The organism is Bradyrhizobium sp. INPA03-11B (genome assembly GCF_040446015.1).
Taxonomy (GTDB): domain Bacteria; phylum Pseudomonadota; class Alphaproteobacteria; order Rhizobiales; family Xanthobacteraceae; genus Bradyrhizobium; species Bradyrhizobium macuxiense_A.
Window position 1 is genome coordinate 34524 of the sequence record NZ_JASGSR010000056.1, and the last position, 17299, is coordinate 51822.

Consider the following 17299-nt stretch of genomic DNA (forward strand, 5'->3'; position numbering starts at 1 on the left):
CCGGGTGAGGGGGATTCTCTGCGAATGCAACTATCATCGTACGCGCGGAGACAGCCCCTCACCCCACCCCTCTCCCCGTAAGAACGGGGAGAGGGGGCGCACCGCCTTCGCGGCCTCTGCTCAACCTGCTCTTATGTTGCTCTAACCCCACGGCCCGCGCTGGCCCGACGCTCCGCCCCACGGGCTGCGCGGCGGATAGCTGGCGCCGGCGGGGCGCGGCGCGGTCTGGGTGCCGAGCTCGGCGGCGAGCTGCTGCAGCGCGGCGATGCGGTTCGCGGTCGAGGGATGAGTGGCGAACAGATTGTCGACGCCGTGGCCCGACAGCGGGTTGATGATGAACATGTGCGCGGTGGCCGGATTGCGCTCGGCTTCCATGTTCGGCACCTGATGTGCTGAATTCTCGATCTTGGCGAGCGCGGACGCCAGCCACATCGGCTGGCCGACGATGCGTGCACCATAATTGTCGGCGGCGTATTCGCGGGTGCGGCTGATCGCCATCTGCACCAGCATGGCGCCGAGCGGCGCCAGGATCATCATCGCGATCGAGCCGACGATGCCGGGGCCGTTGTTGTTGCGGTTGCCGCCGAAGAACATGCCGAACTGCGCCAGCATCGAGATCGCGCCGGCGATCGTCGCCGTGATCGTCATGGTCAGCGTGTCGTGATGCTTGATATGGGCAAGCTCGTGCGCGATCACGCCGGCGAGCTCCTCGCGGCTGAGCTGCTGCATCAACCCCGTGGTGACGGCAACCGCCGCGTTCTCCGGATTGCGGCCGGTCGCGAACGCATTGGGCTGCGCCTCGTCCATCACGAACACGCGCGGCATCGGGAGCGCCGCGCGCTGCGCGAGCTCGGCCACGAGATTGTAAAGGTCCGGCGCCGAGCGCGCGTCCACCTGATGGGCGCCGTACATCGACAGCACCATGCGATCGGAATTCCAGTAGGTGAAAAGATTTGTCGCAGCCGCGACGATCAGCGCGATCACGGCGCCGGTGCCGCCGCCGATCAGATAGCCGACGCCCATGAACAGCGCGGTGAGGCCGGCAAGCAGGAGCGCGGTACGAAAATAGTTCATCGTGGTTCCCTGACGGCAGGCGGAATGCTGCCACAATCGACGCCGCTGAGGTAGGGATTTTGCCGCCGGCGTCGCAAGAGGAAGGCGTGCGTCGCAGCGACGCGGCGCGGATTAACGATTGGTCATGTGCGGCGATCCGTAGCCCGGACGAAGCGCAGCGAAATCCGGGAGCGGTGCCTCGCCGCGCGACCTGATCCCGGATTGCGCGTCGCTTCATCCGGGCTACCGAGACGCGCCTACTCCGCCGGCTCCTGCGCAAGCCGTGTCTCCCGCTCGCGCAACGCAACCCGCAGCATGCGGGCGAGCTGGGCCCGGCTGTAGGGCTTTCCGAGGAACAGAATGCCCTGCTCGAGCTTGCCGTCCTGGTCGATGGCGTTCTCGGTGTAGCCCGACGTGAACAGCACGCGCAGGCCGGGGCGGCGCCGCTCGGCCTCGGTGGCAAGCTCGCGCCCGTTCATCCCGCCGGGCATGATGACGTCGGTGAACAGGAGATCGACCGGCGCGCCGCTATCGAGCACGGCGAGCGCCTCGGCACCGCTATTGGCCGACAGCGTGGTGTAACCGAGGCTCTCGATCTGGGTCAGCACATAGGAGCGCACCAGTCTGTCGTCCTCGACGACGAGCACGATCTCCTGCGCGCCGCGCGCCTCCGGCTGCCGCGGCTCGGGCACCGCGGCCGGCGAGACCGCCGCCGCGCGCGGCAGAAACAGCATGACCCTGGTGCCGCGGCCGAGCTCGCTGTCGAGCACAATGTGCCCGTTGGACTGCTTGACGAAGCCGTAGACCATGCTGAGGCCCAGCCCGGTGCCCTTGCCGACGTCCTTGGTGGTGAAGAACGGCTCGAACACCTTGGCGAGATCGGCTTCCGCGATGCCCTGGCCGTTGTCGATCAGCGCGATCGCGACGTAGTCGTCAGCGGCAAGCCCGTCATGGCCGTGCACATCAGATGGCTTGAGCTCGGCGGTGCGGGTCTCGATCGTAAGCCGGCCGCCTTTCGGCATCGCGTCGCGCGCGTTCAGCGCGAGATTGATGATCGCGGTGACCAGCTGGTTGGAATCGACCAGCGCACGCGGCAGGTCGGGCATCGGACGAAAATCGATATCGACATGGTCGCCGATGGTCGGCCGCAGCAGCTCGATGGTGTCGACCATCAACACGTTGACGTCGACGTCGCTCGGCTGCAGAGGCTGCTTGCGCGCGAAGGCAAGCAGATGCCGCGTCAGCGATGCGCCGCGCTCGGCGGCGTCGCGGATCAGGGCGGTGATCTCGGTGAGCTGGCGGTTGTGGGTGACCGCCTCGGCCAGGATGTCGATGGTGCCGGTGATGACGGTGAGGATGTTGTTGAAGTCGTGCGCGATGCCGCCGGTGAGCTGACCGACCGCTTCCATCTTCTGCGCCTGGCGGATCTTGCTCTCGTTGACCTCCGCCTCGCGGAAGCGCTCGAGCAGGAATTCGGAGTGCTGGCGCTGCCGCCCTTCCTCGGCGAGCGCGATATGCGCCTCGCGCAGCTGCGCCTCGGTCGGGATCGCCAGGATCTTCGGGATCAGCGGCCACAGCAGCACCGCGGTGAAGATCGAAGCGATCGCGGTCAGCGCCTTGAGCAGGCCTTCGAGACCGTAGATCGGCACCCATAGCGTGTAGATCGAGAACACATGCGTGAGGCCGCAGGCGAGGATGAAGGCGGCGAACGGCCAGGCCATCCAGCCGAACTGGAAGTCGCGCCGCTTGGAGACGAGAATCGCGAGCGCAAACGGGATCGAGAAATACGAAGCGGCAATGATGGCGTCTGAAATCACGTGCAGCCAGATCAGCTCCGGCTCCCACAACAGGCAGATGCCGTGTGGCGAAAAAGTCGACGAATCCAACAGACGCTCGAGAAAACTCCACATGGGTCCCTCCGGGCGTGATCGATCCGCCGACACCCCTGCCCGCGAATCACTTGGCGATCATAGCGGTGGCTCTTCGACCAGCCGAAGCCCAATTGGTCTAAGAGGCGCCCCCCGTTGTTGCCCGGTGTCGCCCTGGTGTATGCAGGATGAGTTTTATCCCCCTATTCAAGCCGGTGATATCGATGCCAGCATCTCCCCTCCGCGCCCCGATCATGATCGCAGCGATTGTGGGGGCGCTGGCGCTCTCGTCGCTGGGTCATGCACAGCAGCTGCTGCCCAGTCCCGCAGGTCCGGCGCCGGCCAGGGCGCGCCCGGCGGCCGTGGTCTCACCGCGAGCTGCGTCCTGCCACAACGGGCAAAACTTCGATCGCTTCCTCGCGGAGCTGAAGCAGAAGGCGGTCGCCGCCGGCGTCTCGCAGCGCACGATCGCGGAGGCCGCGCCGTACCTGGTCTACGACCAGGGCATCGTCAATCGCGACCGCGGCCAGCGCGTGTTTGGCCAGATATTCACCCAGTTCGCCGGCCGCATGGCTGCGAACTATCGCATGCAGCAGGGCCAGCAATACATCCGGACCTATGCGGCCGCGTTCGCCCGCGCCGAGAAGGAGTACGGCGTGCCGCCGGCTGTCATCGCCGCGTTCTGGGGGCTGGAGAGCGATTTCGGCGTCCAGATGGGCAATCTGCCGACGCTGAAGTCGCTGGTGTCGCTGGCCTATGATTGCCGCCGCTCGGAGATGTTCCAGGGCGAGACCATCGCGGCGCTGAAGATCATCGAGCGCGGTGACCTGACGCCCGACGAGATGATCGGCTCGTGGGCAGGCGAACTCGGCCAGACGCAATTCCTGCCGACGCACTATTTCAATTATGCCGTCGACTATGACGGCGACGGCCATCGCAATCTGCTCGCGAGCGGCCCCGACGTGATCGGCTCGACCGCGAACTACATCGCCAATGGATTGAAGTGGCGGCGCGGCGAGCCATGGCTGCAGGAGGTGCGCGTGCCGCAGGCCGCGAATTTCCCGTGGGACCAGGCCGACCTCACGATCAAGCTGCCGCGCTCGAAATGGGTTGCGCTCGGCGTCACCTTGACCGACGGCAAGGCGCTGCCGAATGACGAGATGCCGGCCTCGCTGCTGCTGCCGATGGGCCGGATGGGCCCGGCGTTCCTCGCTTATCCGAATTTCGCCGCCTACACCGAATGGAATAACTCGCTGATCTACTCGACCACCGCCGGTTATCTCGCCGGCCGCATCGCGGGCGCGCCGCCGATGCAACGGCCGCACGCGCCGGTCGCGCAGCTGCCGTTTGGCGAGATCAAGGAGCTGCAGGGGCTCTTGGCACGCGCCGGCTACGACGTCGGCAAGATCGACGGCGTGCTCGGCCAGGCGAGCCGCAGCGCAGTGAAGGCGATGCAGATGAAATACGGCCTGCCGGCGGATTCCTGGCCGACTGCTGAGCTGCTCGCGCGGATGCGCGGCGGCGGCCGCACCCAGCCGGCCGCGGACGCCGCGGTGCCGGGGACGCGGTGAGGCGAGAACCAGCCGCCGCTCTCTCCCCGTCACCCTGAGGAGCGCGGTACGCGCGTCTCGAAGGGTCGACGGCCACCGGCCGGGCCGTGCATCCTTCGAGACGCGCTTCGCGCTCCTCAGGATGACGGAAAACAAAGAAATATTTGACCGACTGTTACAGCTCCCCGCAGTTGTATTCTTCCAACCGCGGCCCCATTTGCAGCATCGCCGTTCGGTAACATCCGGACTTTCATCAGCACCAGGGAGCATCCCCATGTCCTTTCATGACGCCGTCGTCCCCGCATATTTGCAGATCCTGAGCAGCCTCACCGGCGAGCTGACCAAGGCCGAGGCGCATTGCGAAGCGAAGAAGATCGCGCCCGAGGTGCTGCTGGGATCGCGGCTCTATCCGGACATGCTGCCGTTGGCGAAGCAGATCCAGCTGGTCTGCGACCACGCCGCACGCGGCTGCGCGCGGCTGACCCATAGCGAAGTGCCGTCGACGCCCGACACCGAGAAGAGTTTTGGCGAACTGAAGCAGCGGCTGGCCAAGACGATCGACTATGTGAAGTCGTTCAAGCCGGAGCAGTTCGACGGCGCGGACGCCAGGGACGTCACCTTCCCGATCGGCCCGGACCGCACCATGACCCTGAAGGGTCAGCAATTCCTCAGCGCGTTCTCGTTCCCGAACTTCTATTTCCACGCCGTGACCGCGCACGACATCCTGCGCCACAACGGCGTCGAGGTCGGCAAGCGCGATTTCCTCGGCGTCAGCTGACGCGATATTCCCCGCCGCGGGATTTTAGCCTCACACGCACAGCCGTGCTACTGCTCCCTGACAACAACAAGACGTCAGGGAGCACGCCAATGTCGACCACAACCCACGCACCGAAAGCCATCGATCCCTCCTCATCGCTGCACGCCGAGGCGCTGGGATTGGCAAAGAGCCACGGCCGCCTTGCCGGCCGCCGTATCATCGTGGTCGGAGCGGGACAGCGCACAACCGTTGACGAGGAACCGCCAATCGGCAATGGCCGCGCCATGAGCGTGCTATTCGCGCGCGAGGGCGCCTCGGTCGCCTGCCTCGACGTCAACAAGGACGCCGCCGACGGCACCGTCGCGCAGATCACAAAAGAAGGCGGCAAGGCCTTCACCGATGTGGTCGATGTCTCCGACGTCGCTGCGATCGCGCCCGCGGTCGAACGCTGCGCGCAGAAACTCGGCGGGCTCGACGGGCTGGCACTGAATGTCGGCATCTCCTCCGGCCTGTCGCTGCCCAAGATGACGGCAGAAGCCTGGGATCGCGACTACGCCGTCAATGTGCGCAGCCACATGCTGTTCGCGCAGAAGGCGCTCGAGGTGATGGCGCCGGGCGGCGCGATCATCCTGATCTCGTCGATGGCGAGCCAGCGCGCCGGCGGCCGCAACCCGGCCTATGAATCCTCCAAGGCGGCGCAGATCGCGCTCGGCCGGGCGATCGCGCGGGCCGGCGAGGACAAGGGCATTCGCTGTAATGTGATCGCGCCCGGCTTCATGGATACGCCGATGGGCCGCGATGCCAGCCGCCGGCGATCGGACCGCGCCGTGACAGTGCCATTCGGCCGTCAGGGCACCGGCTGGGAGGTCGCCTATTCTGCGCTGTTCCTGATTTCGAATGAATCCTCCTATGTGAACGCGCACACCCTGTTCCTCGATGCCGGCCACATGGGCGGAATCGTGCGCGGCTGATCTGCGGACGGGCCATTGCGCTCGTCGCCGCAATGCACAACTCTCCCTCATCGATCATTGTCTGGAACATTTCACATGAGCCAATCGACCAAACTCCTCGAGCCCTACCAGCTGGGCGCGCTGACCTTGCCGAACCGCCTGGTGATGGCGCCGCTGACGCGCAACCGCGCGGTGCCGCCCGGCATGGTGCCAAGCCCGCTCGCGGTGGACTACTACGGCCAGCGCGCCTCCGCCGGCCTCCTGATCACCGAGGCGAGCCAAGTCTCGCAGCAGGGCCAGGGCTATCAGGACACGCCCGGCATCTATTCGAAGGAGCAGGTCGAAGCCTGGCGCAAGGTCACCGATCGCGTGCATGAGCGCGGCGGCCGCATCTTCATCCAGATCTGGCATGTCGGCCGCATCTCGCATACCTCGCTGCAGCCGAACGGCGGCGCGCCGGTGGCGCCGAGCGCGATCCGCGCCAAGACCAAGACCTTCGTGAACGGCACCTTCGCCGACGTGTCCGAGCCGCGCGCGCTCGAACTGTCGGAGATCCCCGGGATCATCGAGGACTTCAAGCGCGGCACCGCGAACGCGCTGGCGGCCGGCTTCGACGGCGTCGAGATCCACGGCGCCAACGGCTATCTGCTCGACCAGTTCGCCCGGGACAGCACCAACAAGCGCACCGACGCCTATGGCGGCTCGATCGAGAAACGCGCGCAGCTGATGCTGGAAGTCTCCAAGGCGGTCGCTAAAGAGGCCGGCGCTGACCGCACCGGCATCCGCATCTCGCCGGTGACGCCGGCCAACGACGTCTCCGATTCCAATCCGCAGCCGCTGTTCGACCACATCGTCGACCAGCTCAACGCGCTGAAGCTGACCTATATCCACGTCATCGAGGGCGCGACCGGCGGCCCGCGCGACAATGTGGCGTTCGACTACGCCTCGCTGCGCAAGCGTTTCAAGCAGACTTACATCGCCAACAACGGCTACGACTTCGCGCTGGCGGAGAAGGTGCTGGAGGCAGGCGCGGCCGATTTGATCGCATTCGGCAAGCCATTCATCTCCAACCCCGACCTGGTCGAGCGGCTCAAGGCCGGCGCCCCGCTCAACGCGTGGGACAAGGCGACCTTCTACGGCGGCGGCGCCAAGGGCTACACGGATTACCCGACGCTGAAGGCGACCGAACCGGCGGAGTAACACAACGTCCCATCAATCAAATGGCCCAGAGTGCATCAGCGCTCCGGGCCATTTTCATGCGTCGACGGCCTCACCGCTCTTCGCGGCCGGCAGTTGGCCACTCCGTGTCGCGGTAAGCGCTGGCCACGGCCTCCAGTGCCGCATAGCATGGCGCGTGACGAACGAGCCTGAAGGTCATGCACGGAATGAGCAAGGACAACGCAGAGGATATCGTTCGACGCGCCACTACGGCCTTCAACGGTGGCCGGCACGACGAGGCGATCGCGCTTTGCGAGCGCGGCCTTTCACGTCAGCCCGGCGAGCCGATGCTGAGCCACCTGCTGGCCGCCGTGCTGTTTGCCAAAGGCGAGATCGCGCCGGCCCGTGGGCATGTCGCGACCAGCCTGGCGCGGCGCCCCGACAATGCCGCGGCGCGGCTGCTCGCCGCGCGCCTCGCCCGTGCCGATGGAGAATTCGATGCGGCGCTGGCGCAGCTCGAGCGCGCCATCGCGCTGAAACCGCAGCGCGATGTCTTCGTCGAGAAGGCGCGCACGCTGGATCTGGCCGGCCGCAAGGCGCAGGCCCGCGAGGCCTGGGAAGCGATCCTCAAGGCCATCCCCGAGCATCAGGAGGCCAATGCGAGGCTCGGCCGGCTGGCCTGGGAGGATGGCGAGCTCGCCAAGGCCGCGAGCCTGCTTGCGCGTGCCACCGCGAGCCCAGCGCCGGCCTCGGTGTGGTTCGATCTCGGCGTGGCCAAACAGGATTTGCGCGACCATGAAGGCGCTACACGGGCCTATCGCAAGGCACTCGAGATCAAGCCGGATTACGCGGAAGCCGCGCTCAATCTGGGGATCGCGTTGCAGGAGGGCGGCGAGCCCGACGCCGCGATGCAGGCCTTTACGCTCGCCTATGGCCTGCGTCCAAAATTGTTCGGATCGATCGCGATGGCGCTGACCTCGGCCTCACATGGCCGCCTGTGGCTTGACGAGGGCGCGCTGCGCGCGGCCTTAAGTAACTAGCCGACCGCGCTTGGCGCGGAAATGCTTGCGATAGACATTGGGCGCGGCCAGCACCTCGCCGACCACTTTCGCATAGGCTTCGCGGTGTGCATCGTCGAAGGCTTCGAACACCAGTTCGGGGGCCTCGCGCGGCACTGCGAAGCATTGCGCGACCGGCGTCCCCTTCGGCAACACGCCGGCGAAACCAGGCTGGGTCCAGACCGCCGGGAAATTGATCCCGCCGTCGTGAAACCGGTCGGCGTCAACGAGGCCCGAGATCAGCCGAAACGGCAGGTCGTCGCGATTGACCGGATGCGTCGCGAACAGCGACCAGCCCGGTTCGAGCTCGATGGTCCAGAAGCTGTTGAATTTCAGCGCAGCCTGCCCGTTGGCGAACGGCGCGCCGGCGAATTGCGCGACCGGATGGAAGCTGAGCGGCGCGCGCGGATGGCCATGCGTTGCCGGCTCCGGAATGTCCCAGTCCCATGCGAACGCGCCGCGCTCGACCCTGATATCGCAAGGCAGCGGGATCATGACCCCGTAGGCCATCGCATCGACGAAGGGCGGACATTGCTTGACCGTGCGGATGTCGCGATCGTGGATGTCGGAATGCGCCTTCGCCGGCATCGCGCGCAGCCAATCGGGCAACGCACTGCGGGCCGGGAACGGCCGCGGCAGATGCTCGGCAAGCCGCGGATCGCAGCGAAAAATCATGCGCATGGTGAACTCCCCGATCATGATGCGATGACGAGGCGACGCATGATGACCTCATCGCGTCATTTGAGCACAATCCCGAAGGGGGCTCCACTCCGCCGGATACAGGCGTCGATCAAGCAAAAAAGGCCGGGATCCCTCCCGGCCTTTCGCAGTTTTCGGATGGCGTGGGCGGTCAAGCCTTACCGCCTTACTTCGCTTCGGCGCGCTTGGGCGGGCTGGCCGGCCACGACTTGATCAGGGTGTCGTAGTCGATCGTTTCGCCCTTCGGCTTCTCGTTCGCGAGCTTGCGCTGCGGAGCGATGGTGCCGTCCTTCTCGGCCTTCTTGTACCAGTACTCGGCGGTTTCCTTCTTGTTCAGCTTCGGTCCGCAGGCGCCCTGCACACCGGACTTCTCAAGACGCTCCATCACCGAATCCTGGGCCGCGGCGAGCGCGTCCATCGCAGCTTGCGGCGTCTTCGCACCGGACGACGCATCGCCGATGTTCTGCCACCACAGCTGAGCGAGCTTCGGATAGTCAGGCACGTTGTTGCCCGTCGGGGTCCACTGCACGCGCGCGGGCGAGCGGTAGAACTCGATCAGGCCGCCGAGCTTCGGCGCACGCTCGGTGAACGACTTGTCCCAGATGTCGGATTCACGGATGAAGGTGAGACCGACTTGGCTCTTCTTCAGGCTCGTCGTCTTGGAGACGATGAACTGCAGATAGAGCCAGGCCGCCTTGCGGCGATCCACCGGGGTCGACTTCAAGAGCGTGGCCGAACCCACGTCCTGGTAGCCGAGCTTCATGCCGTCCTTCCAGTACGAGCCGTGCGGCGACGGAGCCATACGCCACTTCGGCGTACCGTCCGCGTTCATCACGGCGATGCCCGGCTTCACCATGTCGGCGGTGAAGGCGGTGTACCAGAAGATCTGCTGGGCGATGTTGCCCTGCGAGGGCACCGGGCCCGACTCGGAGAAGGTCATGCCCTGGGCCTGCGGCGGAGCATACTTCTTCATCCAGTCGAGATACTTGACGATCGAGTAGACCGACGCCGGGCCGTTGACGTCGCCGCCACGCTCGACCGACGAGCCGACCGGACGGCAGCCTTCCATGCGGATGCCCCATTCGTCGACCGGCAGGCCGTTCGGGAGACCCTTGTCGCCGTTGCCGGCCATCGACAGCCAGGCGTCGGTGAAACGCCAGCCGAGCGAGGGATCCTTCTTGCCATAGTCCATATGGCCGTAGACCTTGACGCCGTTGATCTCCTTGACGTCGTTGGTGAAGAACTCGGCGATATCTTCATAGGCCGACCAGTTCACGGGCACGCCGAGATCGTAGCCATACTTGGCCTTGAACTTGGCCTTGTATTCCGGGTTGGTGAACCAGTCGTAGCGGAACCAATAGAGGTTCGCGAACTGCTGGTCGGGCAGCTGATAGAGGTGACCGTTCGGTGCCGTGGTGAACGACTTGCCGATGAAGTCGTCGATGTCGAGCATCGGGTCGGTGACGTCCTTGGCTTCGCCCTTCATCCATTCCGTCAGGTCGACGGCTTGGCCGTAACGGAAGTGGGTGCCGATGAAGTCGGAATCGTTGATCCAGCCGTCATAGACGTTCTTGCCGGACTGCATCTGGGTCTGGATCTTCTCGACGACGTCACCTTCCTGGATGATGTCGTGCTTGACCTTGATGCCGGTGATCTCCTCGAACGCCTTGGCGAGCGTGCGGGATTCATATTCGTGCACCGTCAGGGTTTCGGAGACGACGTTGATCTCCATGCCCTTGAAGGGCGCAGCGGCCTTGATGAACCACTGCATTTCCTTCATCTGGTCGTCCTTGGAGAGGGTCGACGGCTGGAATTCGCTGTCGATCCACTTCTTCGCGGCCGCCTCGTCGGCGCGAGCCGGCGCGGCGATAGCCACTGATGCCACAGCCAGCGCGACGACGCTGGTCATGGTCAGAAGACTATCCTTGGTCTTTCTCAAGTGTCGCATGTTGATTCCTCCGGTTGCAGCGACAAACTAAGTACCCCAGGTCCGGGTAGACCCCGGATCTGCTCTTTTTCGCCTCTCAGACGGTGCGAAAGATCACCGCAGCTGAGCCAAGCGAAATCAGTGTTGCGAGCCACAGGCTCGAAATATCAATGCCCTCCCCGATCGGCAGGGTGAAAATCGGATCGGTGCCGACGAGGCCGATCCACAGCAAATGGATCACCGCCGCCAGCACCAGCGAGACGAACAGACGGTCGCCACGCGTGGTCGGAATCCGCAGCACGCCGACCCGCTCCGCTTCGGGATAGGCGATCGCGAGCCAGGTCATCATCCCGAGCGTAGAGGCAAGCAGCACGAAGAAGATTGCGGTCGGCCACGTCCATGCCATCCATGCGATGGATTCCATGATTGCCTCCTAGACTCGGCCGAGCGCGAAGCCGCGCGCGATGTAGTTGCGCACGAACCAGATCACCAGCGCGCCTGGGATGATGGTGAGCACGCCGGCCGCGGCAAGCAGGCCCCAGTCCATGCCGGCAGCCGAGACCGTGCGCGTCATGATCGCCGCGATCGGCTTGGCCTGCACCGAGGTCAGCGTGCGCGCCAGCAGCAGTTCGACCCATGAGAACATGAAGCAGAAGAAGGCGGCGACGCCGATCCCGCTCGCGATCAGCGGCACCAGGATCTTGATGAAGAAGCGCGGGAACGAATAGCCGTCGAGGAACGCGGTCTCGTCGATCTCGCGCGGCACGCCCGAGACGAAGCCTTCGAGGATCCACACCGCCAGCGGCACGTTGAAGATGCAGTGCGCGAGCGCGACAGCCCACGGCGTATCGAACAGGCCGATCGCCGAATAGAGGTTGAAGAACGGCAGCGCATAGACCGCCGCCGGCGCCATGCGGTTGGACAGCAGCCAGAAGAACAGATGCTTGTCGCCGAGGAAGCGGTAGCGCGAGAACGCATAGGCCGCCGGCAACGCCACCGCGATCGAGATCACGGTGTTGATGACGACATATTCCAGCGAATTGATGTAGCCGGAATACCAGCTCTCGTCGGTGAAGATGCGCCGGTAGTGCTGCAGCGTCGGCGTATGCGGCCACAGCGTCATCGTCGAGACGATCTCGGCGTTGGTCTTGAAGCTCATGTTGACGAGCCAGTAGATCGGCAACAGCAGGAAGATCAAAAACAGCGCCATGATGAGGCGACGACCGGGGATCGAGTGCATCAGGCCACTCCTTCCTTCGGTTTGAGCACGCCTGCGGGCCTGGGTGCGGCCGCTGGCTTGGGCTCGGCCGCCGGCTCGCCCTGCGCCACGGCCTTACGTTCGGTGCCGGCGTTGGTCATCACGGTGTAGAACACCCAGCACACGATCAGGATGATCAGATTGTAGACCAGCGACAGCGCCGCGGCCTTGCCGAGGTCGAACTGGCCGAGCGCGATCTTGACGAGCTCGATCGAGACGAAGGTCGTCGAGTTGCCGGGACCGCCGCCGGTGACCACGAACGGCTCAGTGTAGATCATGAAGCTGTCCATGAAGCGCAGCAGCACCGCGATCAAGAGCACGCGGTTCATCTTCGGCAGCTGGATCGCCTTGAACACCGCCCAGCGCGAGGCGCCGTCGATCTGCGCCGCTTGGTAATAGGCGTCGGGGATCGACTTCAGGCCGGCGTAGCACAGCAGCGCGACGAGGCTGGTCCAGTGCCAGACATCCATCACGATGACCGTGACCCAGGCGTCGATGTCGTTGGCGACGTAATTGTAGTTGAAGCCGAGATGGTTCAGCACATAGCCAAGCAGGCCGATATCGGGCCGGCCGAAGATCTGCCAGATGGTGCCGACCACGTTCCACGGAATCAGCAGCGGCAGTGCGAGGATGACGAGGCAGGCCGCGACGCTCCAGCCCTCACGCGGCATCGACAGTGCGACGATGATGCCGAGCGGCACCTCGATCGCCAGGATCACGGCGGAGAAGAACAAGTTGCGGCCGAGCGAGGCCAGGAAGCGGCCGCCGAGATCGGTCGAGGGATCGAGCAGCTCCTTGAACCAGCCGACGCCGTTCCAGAAGAACTGGTTGTTGCCGAACGTGTCCTGCATCGAATAGTTCACGACCGTCATCAGCGGCAGTACCGCCGAGAACGCGACCACCAGGAACACCGGCAGCACCAGAAACCAGGCTTTTTGGTTGATCGTCTTGTCCATCAGGCGACCCCTTCCACCAAATGGCTGTCGGCATAGACGTGGACATAGGCGGGATTGAAAACGAGACCGGCGGTGTCGCCGGAGACCGAGAAGCCCGGCGGCACGCGTGCCGCGAGCTTGGTGTTGCCGACGCGAACGCGGGCGAACTGGATGCGGCCGAGATCGTCGATCCGCTCGATGGTGGCCGAGAGCAGCCCGGATGCGGGCGGAGCTACGTCGACGAATTCGGGCCGCACGCCAATCTCGATCTTTTTGCCGGGCGGCAGGACACCATAGTTTCGATGCAGGCCGATGACGTGGCCGTCGATCCGCGCCTCGTGGCCCGAGACCTCGGCCGGCACGATGTTCATGCCGGGCGAGCCGATGAAATAGCCGACGAAAGTGTGCGCCGGCTTGTCGAACAATTCGGCCGGCGTGCCGCTCTGCACCACGCGGCCGTCATGCATGACGACGACGGTATCGGCGAAGGTCAGCGCCTCGGTCTGGTCGTGGGTGACGTAGATCATCGTGAGGTCGAGCTCGCGATGCAGCGCCTTCAATTTGGAGCGCAGCTGCCATTTCAGCTCGGGATCGATCACGGTCAGCGGTTCGTCGAACAGCACGGCGGCGACGTCGGAGCGCACCAGGCCACGGCCGAGCGAGATCTTCTGCTTGGCGTCGGCGGTGAGCCGCGTCGCCTTGCGGTTCAGATACGGCGTGAGGTCGAGCAGGCCGGCGATCTGCTTGACCCGTGCATCGACCTCGGCCTTGGCGATACCGCGGTTCTTCAGCGGGAAGGCCAGGTTCTCGCCCACCGTCATGGTGTCGTAGATCACAGGGAACTGGAACACCTGCGCGATGTTGCGCTTCTGCGTCGACAGCGGCGTGATGTCCTTGCCGTCGAACAGGATCTGGCCGCGCGACGGCGTCACGATGCCGGAGATCAGATTGAGCAGCGTGGTCTTGCCGCAGCCGGACGGCCCGAGCAACGCATAGGCGCCACCCTGCCGCCAGGTCATGGTGACCGGCTTCAGCGCAAAGGATTCCAGCGGCGCGTCATTGCCGTTGTAGGACTGCGCGAGATCGACGAGGTCAATGCGGGCCATGAAGCATCTCCCTCACTTCGAGAAAGTCGTTGCAGGTGAAGCGACGAGGCGGTCGGCCGCGTCGAACACGAAGATGTTGTCGGGATCGAGCGCGGCGTCGAGCACCTGCCCGGGTTCATATTCATGCACGCCGTGCAGTACCGCGACCCAGTTCGAATCGTGGACATGAACGTGGACGAAGCTCTCCGAGCCGGTGATCTCGGTCACGGTCACGGTGGCAGCGAATTTGTGGCTGCCGCTCGCAGCGCTACCGACCTCGAGCTGGTGCGCGCGGAAGCCGATCCGGTAGGCGCCGTCGGGCAGACCGGCATAGAGCCCGGCCGCGGGCGCCTGCTCGCCGCCCGCATAGATCACCCGGTCACCCTTCTTCTCGATGCCGATGATGTTGAGCGGCGGATCGGAGAACACCTGCGCGACGCGCAGCGTGTCGGGATGCCGGTAGACCTTCGGCGTCGCGCCGGTCTGCAGCGCCCGGCCTTCCCACATGCACACCGTGTCGCCGCCGAGCAGCAGCGCTTCCGACGGCTCGGTGGTGGCATAGACGAAGATCGCACCCGACGCCTCGAAGATGCGCGGCAGCTCGGCGCGCAGCTCCTCGCGCAACTTGTAATCGAGGTTGGCGAGCGGCTCGTCGAGCAGCACCAGGTCGGCGCCCTTGACCAGCGCGCGCGCGATCGCCGTGCGCTGCTGCTGGCCGCCGGAGAGCTGCAGCGGCGTGCGCTTGAGGTAGGGCTCGAGCCGCAACAGGGCGGCCGCTTCCGCCACGCGCTTCTCGATCTCGGCCTTCGGCTTGCCCTGTACCCGCAACGGCGAGGCGATGTTCTCGTACACCGTCAGCGAGGGATAGTTGATGAACTGCTGATAGACCATCGCGACCGAGCGCTGCCGCACGTCGGCGCCGGTGACGTCCTTGCCGTCGACCAGCACGCGGCCGGTGGCTGGTTTGTCGAGCCCGGCGAGCAGCCGCATGATCGAGGTCTTGCCCGACAGCGTCGGTCCGAGCAGCACGCTGAGCGTGCCACGCTCCAGCGTCAGCGACACATCGCGGATGGTCGGAATGCCATCCACGGTTCGCGTGACATTCTGCAGTGTAACGCTCATGCCCGTCCTCCCGCTTCGCGGAGGGGACGTTCACCGGACACGCGGTTGGCGGCCATCCACTCGTCGAGCGCGGCGATTTCACCCGCCGTCATCCGCAAGCCCAGCTTGGATCGTCGCCAGACGACATCTTCCGCGGTCCGAGCCCATTCGTTCGCCATCAGGTACCGGACTTCACTCTCCGTCAAGGTGGCGCCGAAGGAACGGCCGAGATCTTCAGCCGATGCTGCATTGCCGAGGACCTTGCCGGCGCGCGTGCCGTAGGCGCGCGCGAGACGATTGGCATGGGGCTGCGCGAGGAATGGATGGTTGCGAACTAGCTCGGCGCTCAGCGCCGCGACCGCCGACACATCCATGTCGCCGCCCGGCAGCGGCGCCTTGCCGGTCCAGCCCTCCTGCGCTTTCGCGCCCTTGAGATAAGGCGCGAGCCGCTCCAGCGCCTCTTCGGACAACCGGCGATAGGTCGTGATCTTGCCGCCGTAGATCGAGAGTAGCGGCGCACCACCAGGCGTATCGAGCTCGAACACATAATCGCGGGTCGCGGCCTTGGCCTCGCTCGCGCCGTCGTCATAGAGCGGACGCACGCCGGAGTAGTTCCAGACCACGTCCTGCGGCTTCACCGACTTGGCAAGGTATTCGCTGGCGGAGGCGCAGAGATACTCGATCTCCTCCTGCGTCGCCTTCACCTTGGCCGGATCGCCGTCATAGTCGCGATCGGTGGTGCCGATCAGCGAGAATTCGTCCTGATAGGGAATCACGAAGATGATGCGGCCGTCGGCATTCTGGAAGATGTAGGCGCGGTCGTGGTCGTAGAGCTTGGGCACCACGATGTGCGAGCCCTGCACCAGCCGCACCTTGGCCCGCGCATTGACGCCGGCGCCTGACGCCAGCACCTGTTCGACCCAGGGACCGCCGGCATTGACCAGCACGCGCGACTTGATCGTCTCACGCGAACCGCTCGTCGTATCCTCGACCGTGACGTGCCAGACGCCGTCGACCTGCCGGGTCTCGACCGCGCGGGTACGGGTGCGGATCTCGGCGCCGCGATCGGCGGCATCGCGCGCCGTTAGCGCAACCAGCCGCGCGTCGTCGACGAAGCAGTCGGAATATTCGAAGCCCTTGGTGTAGCGGCCGGGGATCAGCGGCTTGCCGACCACGTCGCGCGTCAGATCGACCGAGCGCGTCGCCGGCAGCAGATGCCGGCCGCCGATATGGTCGTAGAGGAAGAGGCCGAGTCGCAGCAGCCAGGCCGGGCGCAGGCCCGCGTGGTGCGGCAAAACGAAACGCAGCGGACGAATGATATGGGGCGCGATCTGCCAGAGGATCTCGCGCTCGATCAGCGCCTCGCGCACCAGACGAAACTCGTAATATTCGAGATAGCGCAGGCCGCCATGCACGAGCTTGGTCGACCAGGACGACGTCCCACTAGCCAAGTCATTCATTTCACAGAGGAAAACAGAATTGCCCCGGCCCGCCGCATCGCGCGCGATGCCGCAGCCATTAACGCCGCCTCCAATGATGGCGAGGTCGTAAATTCGGTCCAAAGAACGCTTCCCCCGGCAACCGCCTTCGCTTTGACGGTTTTACTTTCGGATTGGAGTAGATCACAACCAAAAACGAAAGCAAAGCGAAAATGGGGAACTTTAGCTGGGGATTTTTTGGGCGGGATGATCGCGGCGGGGGCAGAGCATTCACGAATCTCGGACCATCGCCCCCGCGCAGCGGCGTCGCCGTTATCGCTGAGGTGCGAGCGCAAGCGTGCCGCTTCATCCTCCCCTGGAGGGGGAGGATCGGTTCGCATGCAATGCGAACCGAGGTGGGGTGAAGGTCTCTTATGTCGGGCGCTGCCCGAGTGGAGAGATCACCCCACCCCGCCTCACAT

Annotated in this window: 15 protein-coding genes; 5 read left to right on the top strand and 10 right to left on the bottom strand. The window is 65.1% G+C overall.

Going from position 1 to position 17299, the window contains the following annotated elements; all coding sequences use genetic code 11:
• Nucleotides 1-141: 141 nt before the first annotated feature.
• Together htpX and QMZ05_RS22985 are read right to left on the bottom strand one after the other, a co-directional pair.
• The gene (gene htpX / locus QMZ05_RS22980) at nt 142-1074 is read right to left on the bottom strand and encodes a zinc metalloprotease HtpX (protein ID WP_353702804.1); all 933 of its coding nucleotides are present in this window, start codon (nt 1072-1074) and stop codon (nt 142-144) included.
• Nucleotides 1075-1310: 236 nt separating this feature from the next.
• On the bottom strand, nt 1311-2963 hold the full coding sequence (locus tag QMZ05_RS22985) for an ATP-binding protein (protein WP_353702805.1): 1653 nt from the start codon (nt 2961-2963) through the stop codon (nt 1311-1313).
• A gap of 182 nt (nt 2964-3145) precedes the next feature.
• Here QMZ05_RS22985 and QMZ05_RS22990 point away from each other — a divergent pair, with 182 nt between their 5' ends.
• The 5 genes from QMZ05_RS22990 (at nt 3146) to QMZ05_RS23010 (ending at nt 8376) form a co-directional block, all read left to right on the top strand.
• The gene (locus QMZ05_RS22990) at nt 3146-4492 is read left to right on the top strand and encodes a lytic murein transglycosylase (protein ID WP_353702806.1); all 1347 of its coding nucleotides are present in this window, start codon (nt 3146-3148) and stop codon (nt 4490-4492) included.
• Nucleotides 4493-4745: 253 nt separating this feature from the next.
• The gene (locus QMZ05_RS22995) at nt 4746-5249 is read left to right on the top strand and encodes a DUF1993 domain-containing protein (protein WP_353702807.1); all 504 of its coding nucleotides are present in this window, start codon (nt 4746-4748) and stop codon (nt 5247-5249) included.
• An 89-nt stretch (nt 5250-5338) separates the two neighbouring features.
• Nucleotides 5339-6199, top strand: coding sequence for an SDR family oxidoreductase (locus tag QMZ05_RS23000; protein WP_353702808.1), 861 nt, complete (start codon nt 5339-5341; stop codon nt 6197-6199).
• 75 nt (nt 6200-6274) lie between these two features.
• The gene (locus QMZ05_RS23005; protein WP_353702809.1) at nt 6275-7378 is read left to right on the top strand and encodes an alkene reductase; all 1104 of its coding nucleotides are present in this window, start codon (nt 6275-6277) and stop codon (nt 7376-7378) included.
• A 185-nt stretch (nt 7379-7563) separates the two neighbouring features.
• Nucleotides 7564-8376: a tetratricopeptide repeat protein gene (locus tag QMZ05_RS23010; protein ID WP_353702810.1), complete on the top strand. Its 813-nt coding sequence runs from the start codon at nt 7564-7566 to the stop codon at nt 8374-8376.
• Here QMZ05_RS23010 and QMZ05_RS23015 read toward each other — a convergent pair.
• The 8 genes from QMZ05_RS23015 to glpD all read right to left on the bottom strand — a co-directional run bounded on the left by QMZ05_RS23015 (nt 8365) and on the right by glpD (nt 16961).
• Nucleotides 8365-9075, bottom strand: coding sequence for a hypothetical protein (locus QMZ05_RS23015; RefSeq protein ID WP_353702811.1), 711 nt, complete (start codon nt 9073-9075; stop codon nt 8365-8367). The genes QMZ05_RS23010 and QMZ05_RS23015 overlap by 12 nt on opposite strands.
• Nucleotides 9076-9259: 184 nt before the next feature.
• The gene (locus QMZ05_RS23020; RefSeq protein ID WP_162240889.1) at nt 9260-11002 is read right to left on the bottom strand and encodes an ABC transporter substrate-binding protein; all 1743 of its coding nucleotides are present in this window, start codon (nt 11000-11002) and stop codon (nt 9260-9262) included.
• Nucleotides 11003-11117: 115 nt separating this feature from the next.
• Nucleotides 11118-11444 carry a DUF2160 domain-containing protein gene (locus QMZ05_RS23025; RefSeq protein ID WP_353702812.1) on the bottom strand — a complete coding sequence of 109 codons (327 nt, stop codon included), beginning with the start codon at nt 11442-11444 and terminating at the stop codon, nt 11118-11120.
• Nucleotides 11445-11453: 9 nt separating this feature from the next.
• Nucleotides 11454-12260 carry a carbohydrate ABC transporter permease gene (locus tag QMZ05_RS23030; RefSeq protein WP_021075985.1) on the bottom strand — a complete coding sequence of 269 codons (807 nt, stop codon included), beginning with the start codon at nt 12258-12260 and terminating at the stop codon, nt 11454-11456.
• Nucleotides 12260-13234 (bottom strand): sugar ABC transporter permease, encoded by a 975-nt coding sequence (locus QMZ05_RS23035; RefSeq protein WP_353702813.1) that lies wholly within the window; start codon nt 13232-13234, stop codon nt 12260-12262. Before QMZ05_RS23035 ends, QMZ05_RS23030 begins: the two co-directional genes overlap by 1 nt.
• A complete protein-coding gene (locus QMZ05_RS23040; RefSeq protein WP_353702814.1) occupies nt 13234-14319 on the bottom strand; it encodes an ABC transporter ATP-binding protein in 1086 nt (361 codons plus the stop codon). The genes QMZ05_RS23035 and QMZ05_RS23040 overlap by 1 nt, the downstream gene beginning before the upstream one ends.
• 12 nt (nt 14320-14331) lie before the next feature.
• Nucleotides 14332-15420 carry an ABC transporter ATP-binding protein gene (locus tag QMZ05_RS23045; protein ID WP_353702815.1) on the bottom strand — a complete coding sequence of 363 codons (1089 nt, stop codon included), beginning with the start codon at nt 15418-15420 and terminating at the stop codon, nt 14332-14334.
• Nucleotides 15417-16961: a glycerol-3-phosphate dehydrogenase gene (gene glpD / locus QMZ05_RS23050; RefSeq protein WP_353702816.1), complete on the bottom strand. Its 1545-nt coding sequence runs from the start codon at nt 16959-16961 to the stop codon at nt 15417-15419. The genes QMZ05_RS23045 and glpD overlap by 4 nt, the downstream gene beginning before the upstream one ends.
• Nucleotides 16962-17299 lie beyond the last annotated feature (338 nt).

Bases quoted from the DNA above. Each gene is read 5' to 3' on its own strand.
- QMZ05_RS23015 (WP_353702811.1), bottom strand. From the start codon at position 9,075: ATGCGCATGATTTTTCGCTGCGATCCGCGGCTTGCCGAGCATCTGCCG.
- htpX (WP_353702804.1), bottom strand. From the start codon at position 1,074: ATGAACTATTTTCGTACCGCGCTCCTGCTTGCCGGCCTCACCGCGCTG.
- QMZ05_RS23035 (WP_353702813.1), bottom strand. From the start codon at position 13,234: ATGGACAAGACGATCAACCAAAAAGCCTGGTTTCTGGTGCTGCCGGTG.
- QMZ05_RS23005 (WP_353702809.1), top strand. From the start codon at position 6,275: ATGAGCCAATCGACCAAACTCCTCGAGCCCTACCAGCTGGGCGCGCTG.
- QMZ05_RS23040 (WP_353702814.1), bottom strand. From the start codon at position 14,319: ATGGCCCGCATTGACCTCGTCGATCTCGCGCAGTCCTACAACGGCAAT.
- QMZ05_RS23020 (WP_162240889.1), bottom strand. From the start codon at position 11,002: ATGACCAGCGTCGTCGCGCTGGCTGTGGCATCAGTGGCTATCGCCGCG.
- QMZ05_RS23030 (WP_021075985.1), bottom strand. From the start codon at position 12,260: ATGCACTCGATCCCCGGTCGTCGCCTCATCATGGCGCTGTTTTTGATC.
- QMZ05_RS23000 (WP_353702808.1), top strand. From the start codon at position 5,339: ATGTCGACCACAACCCACGCACCGAAAGCCATCGATCCCTCCTCATCG.
- QMZ05_RS23045 (WP_353702815.1), bottom strand. From the start codon at position 15,420: ATGAGCGTTACACTGCAGAATGTCACGCGAACCGTGGATGGCATTCCG.
- QMZ05_RS22995 (WP_353702807.1), top strand. From the start codon at position 4,746: ATGTCCTTTCATGACGCCGTCGTCCCCGCATATTTGCAGATCCTGAGC.
- QMZ05_RS22990 (WP_353702806.1), top strand. From the start codon at position 3,146: ATGCCAGCATCTCCCCTCCGCGCCCCGATCATGATCGCAGCGATTGTG.
- QMZ05_RS23025 (WP_353702812.1), bottom strand. From the start codon at position 11,444: ATGGAATCCATCGCATGGATGGCATGGACGTGGCCGACCGCAATCTTC.
- QMZ05_RS22985 (WP_353702805.1), bottom strand. From the start codon at position 2,963: ATGTGGAGTTTTCTCGAGCGTCTGTTGGATTCGTCGACTTTTTCGCCA.
- QMZ05_RS23010 (WP_353702810.1), top strand. From the start codon at position 7,564: ATGAGCAAGGACAACGCAGAGGATATCGTTCGACGCGCCACTACGGCC.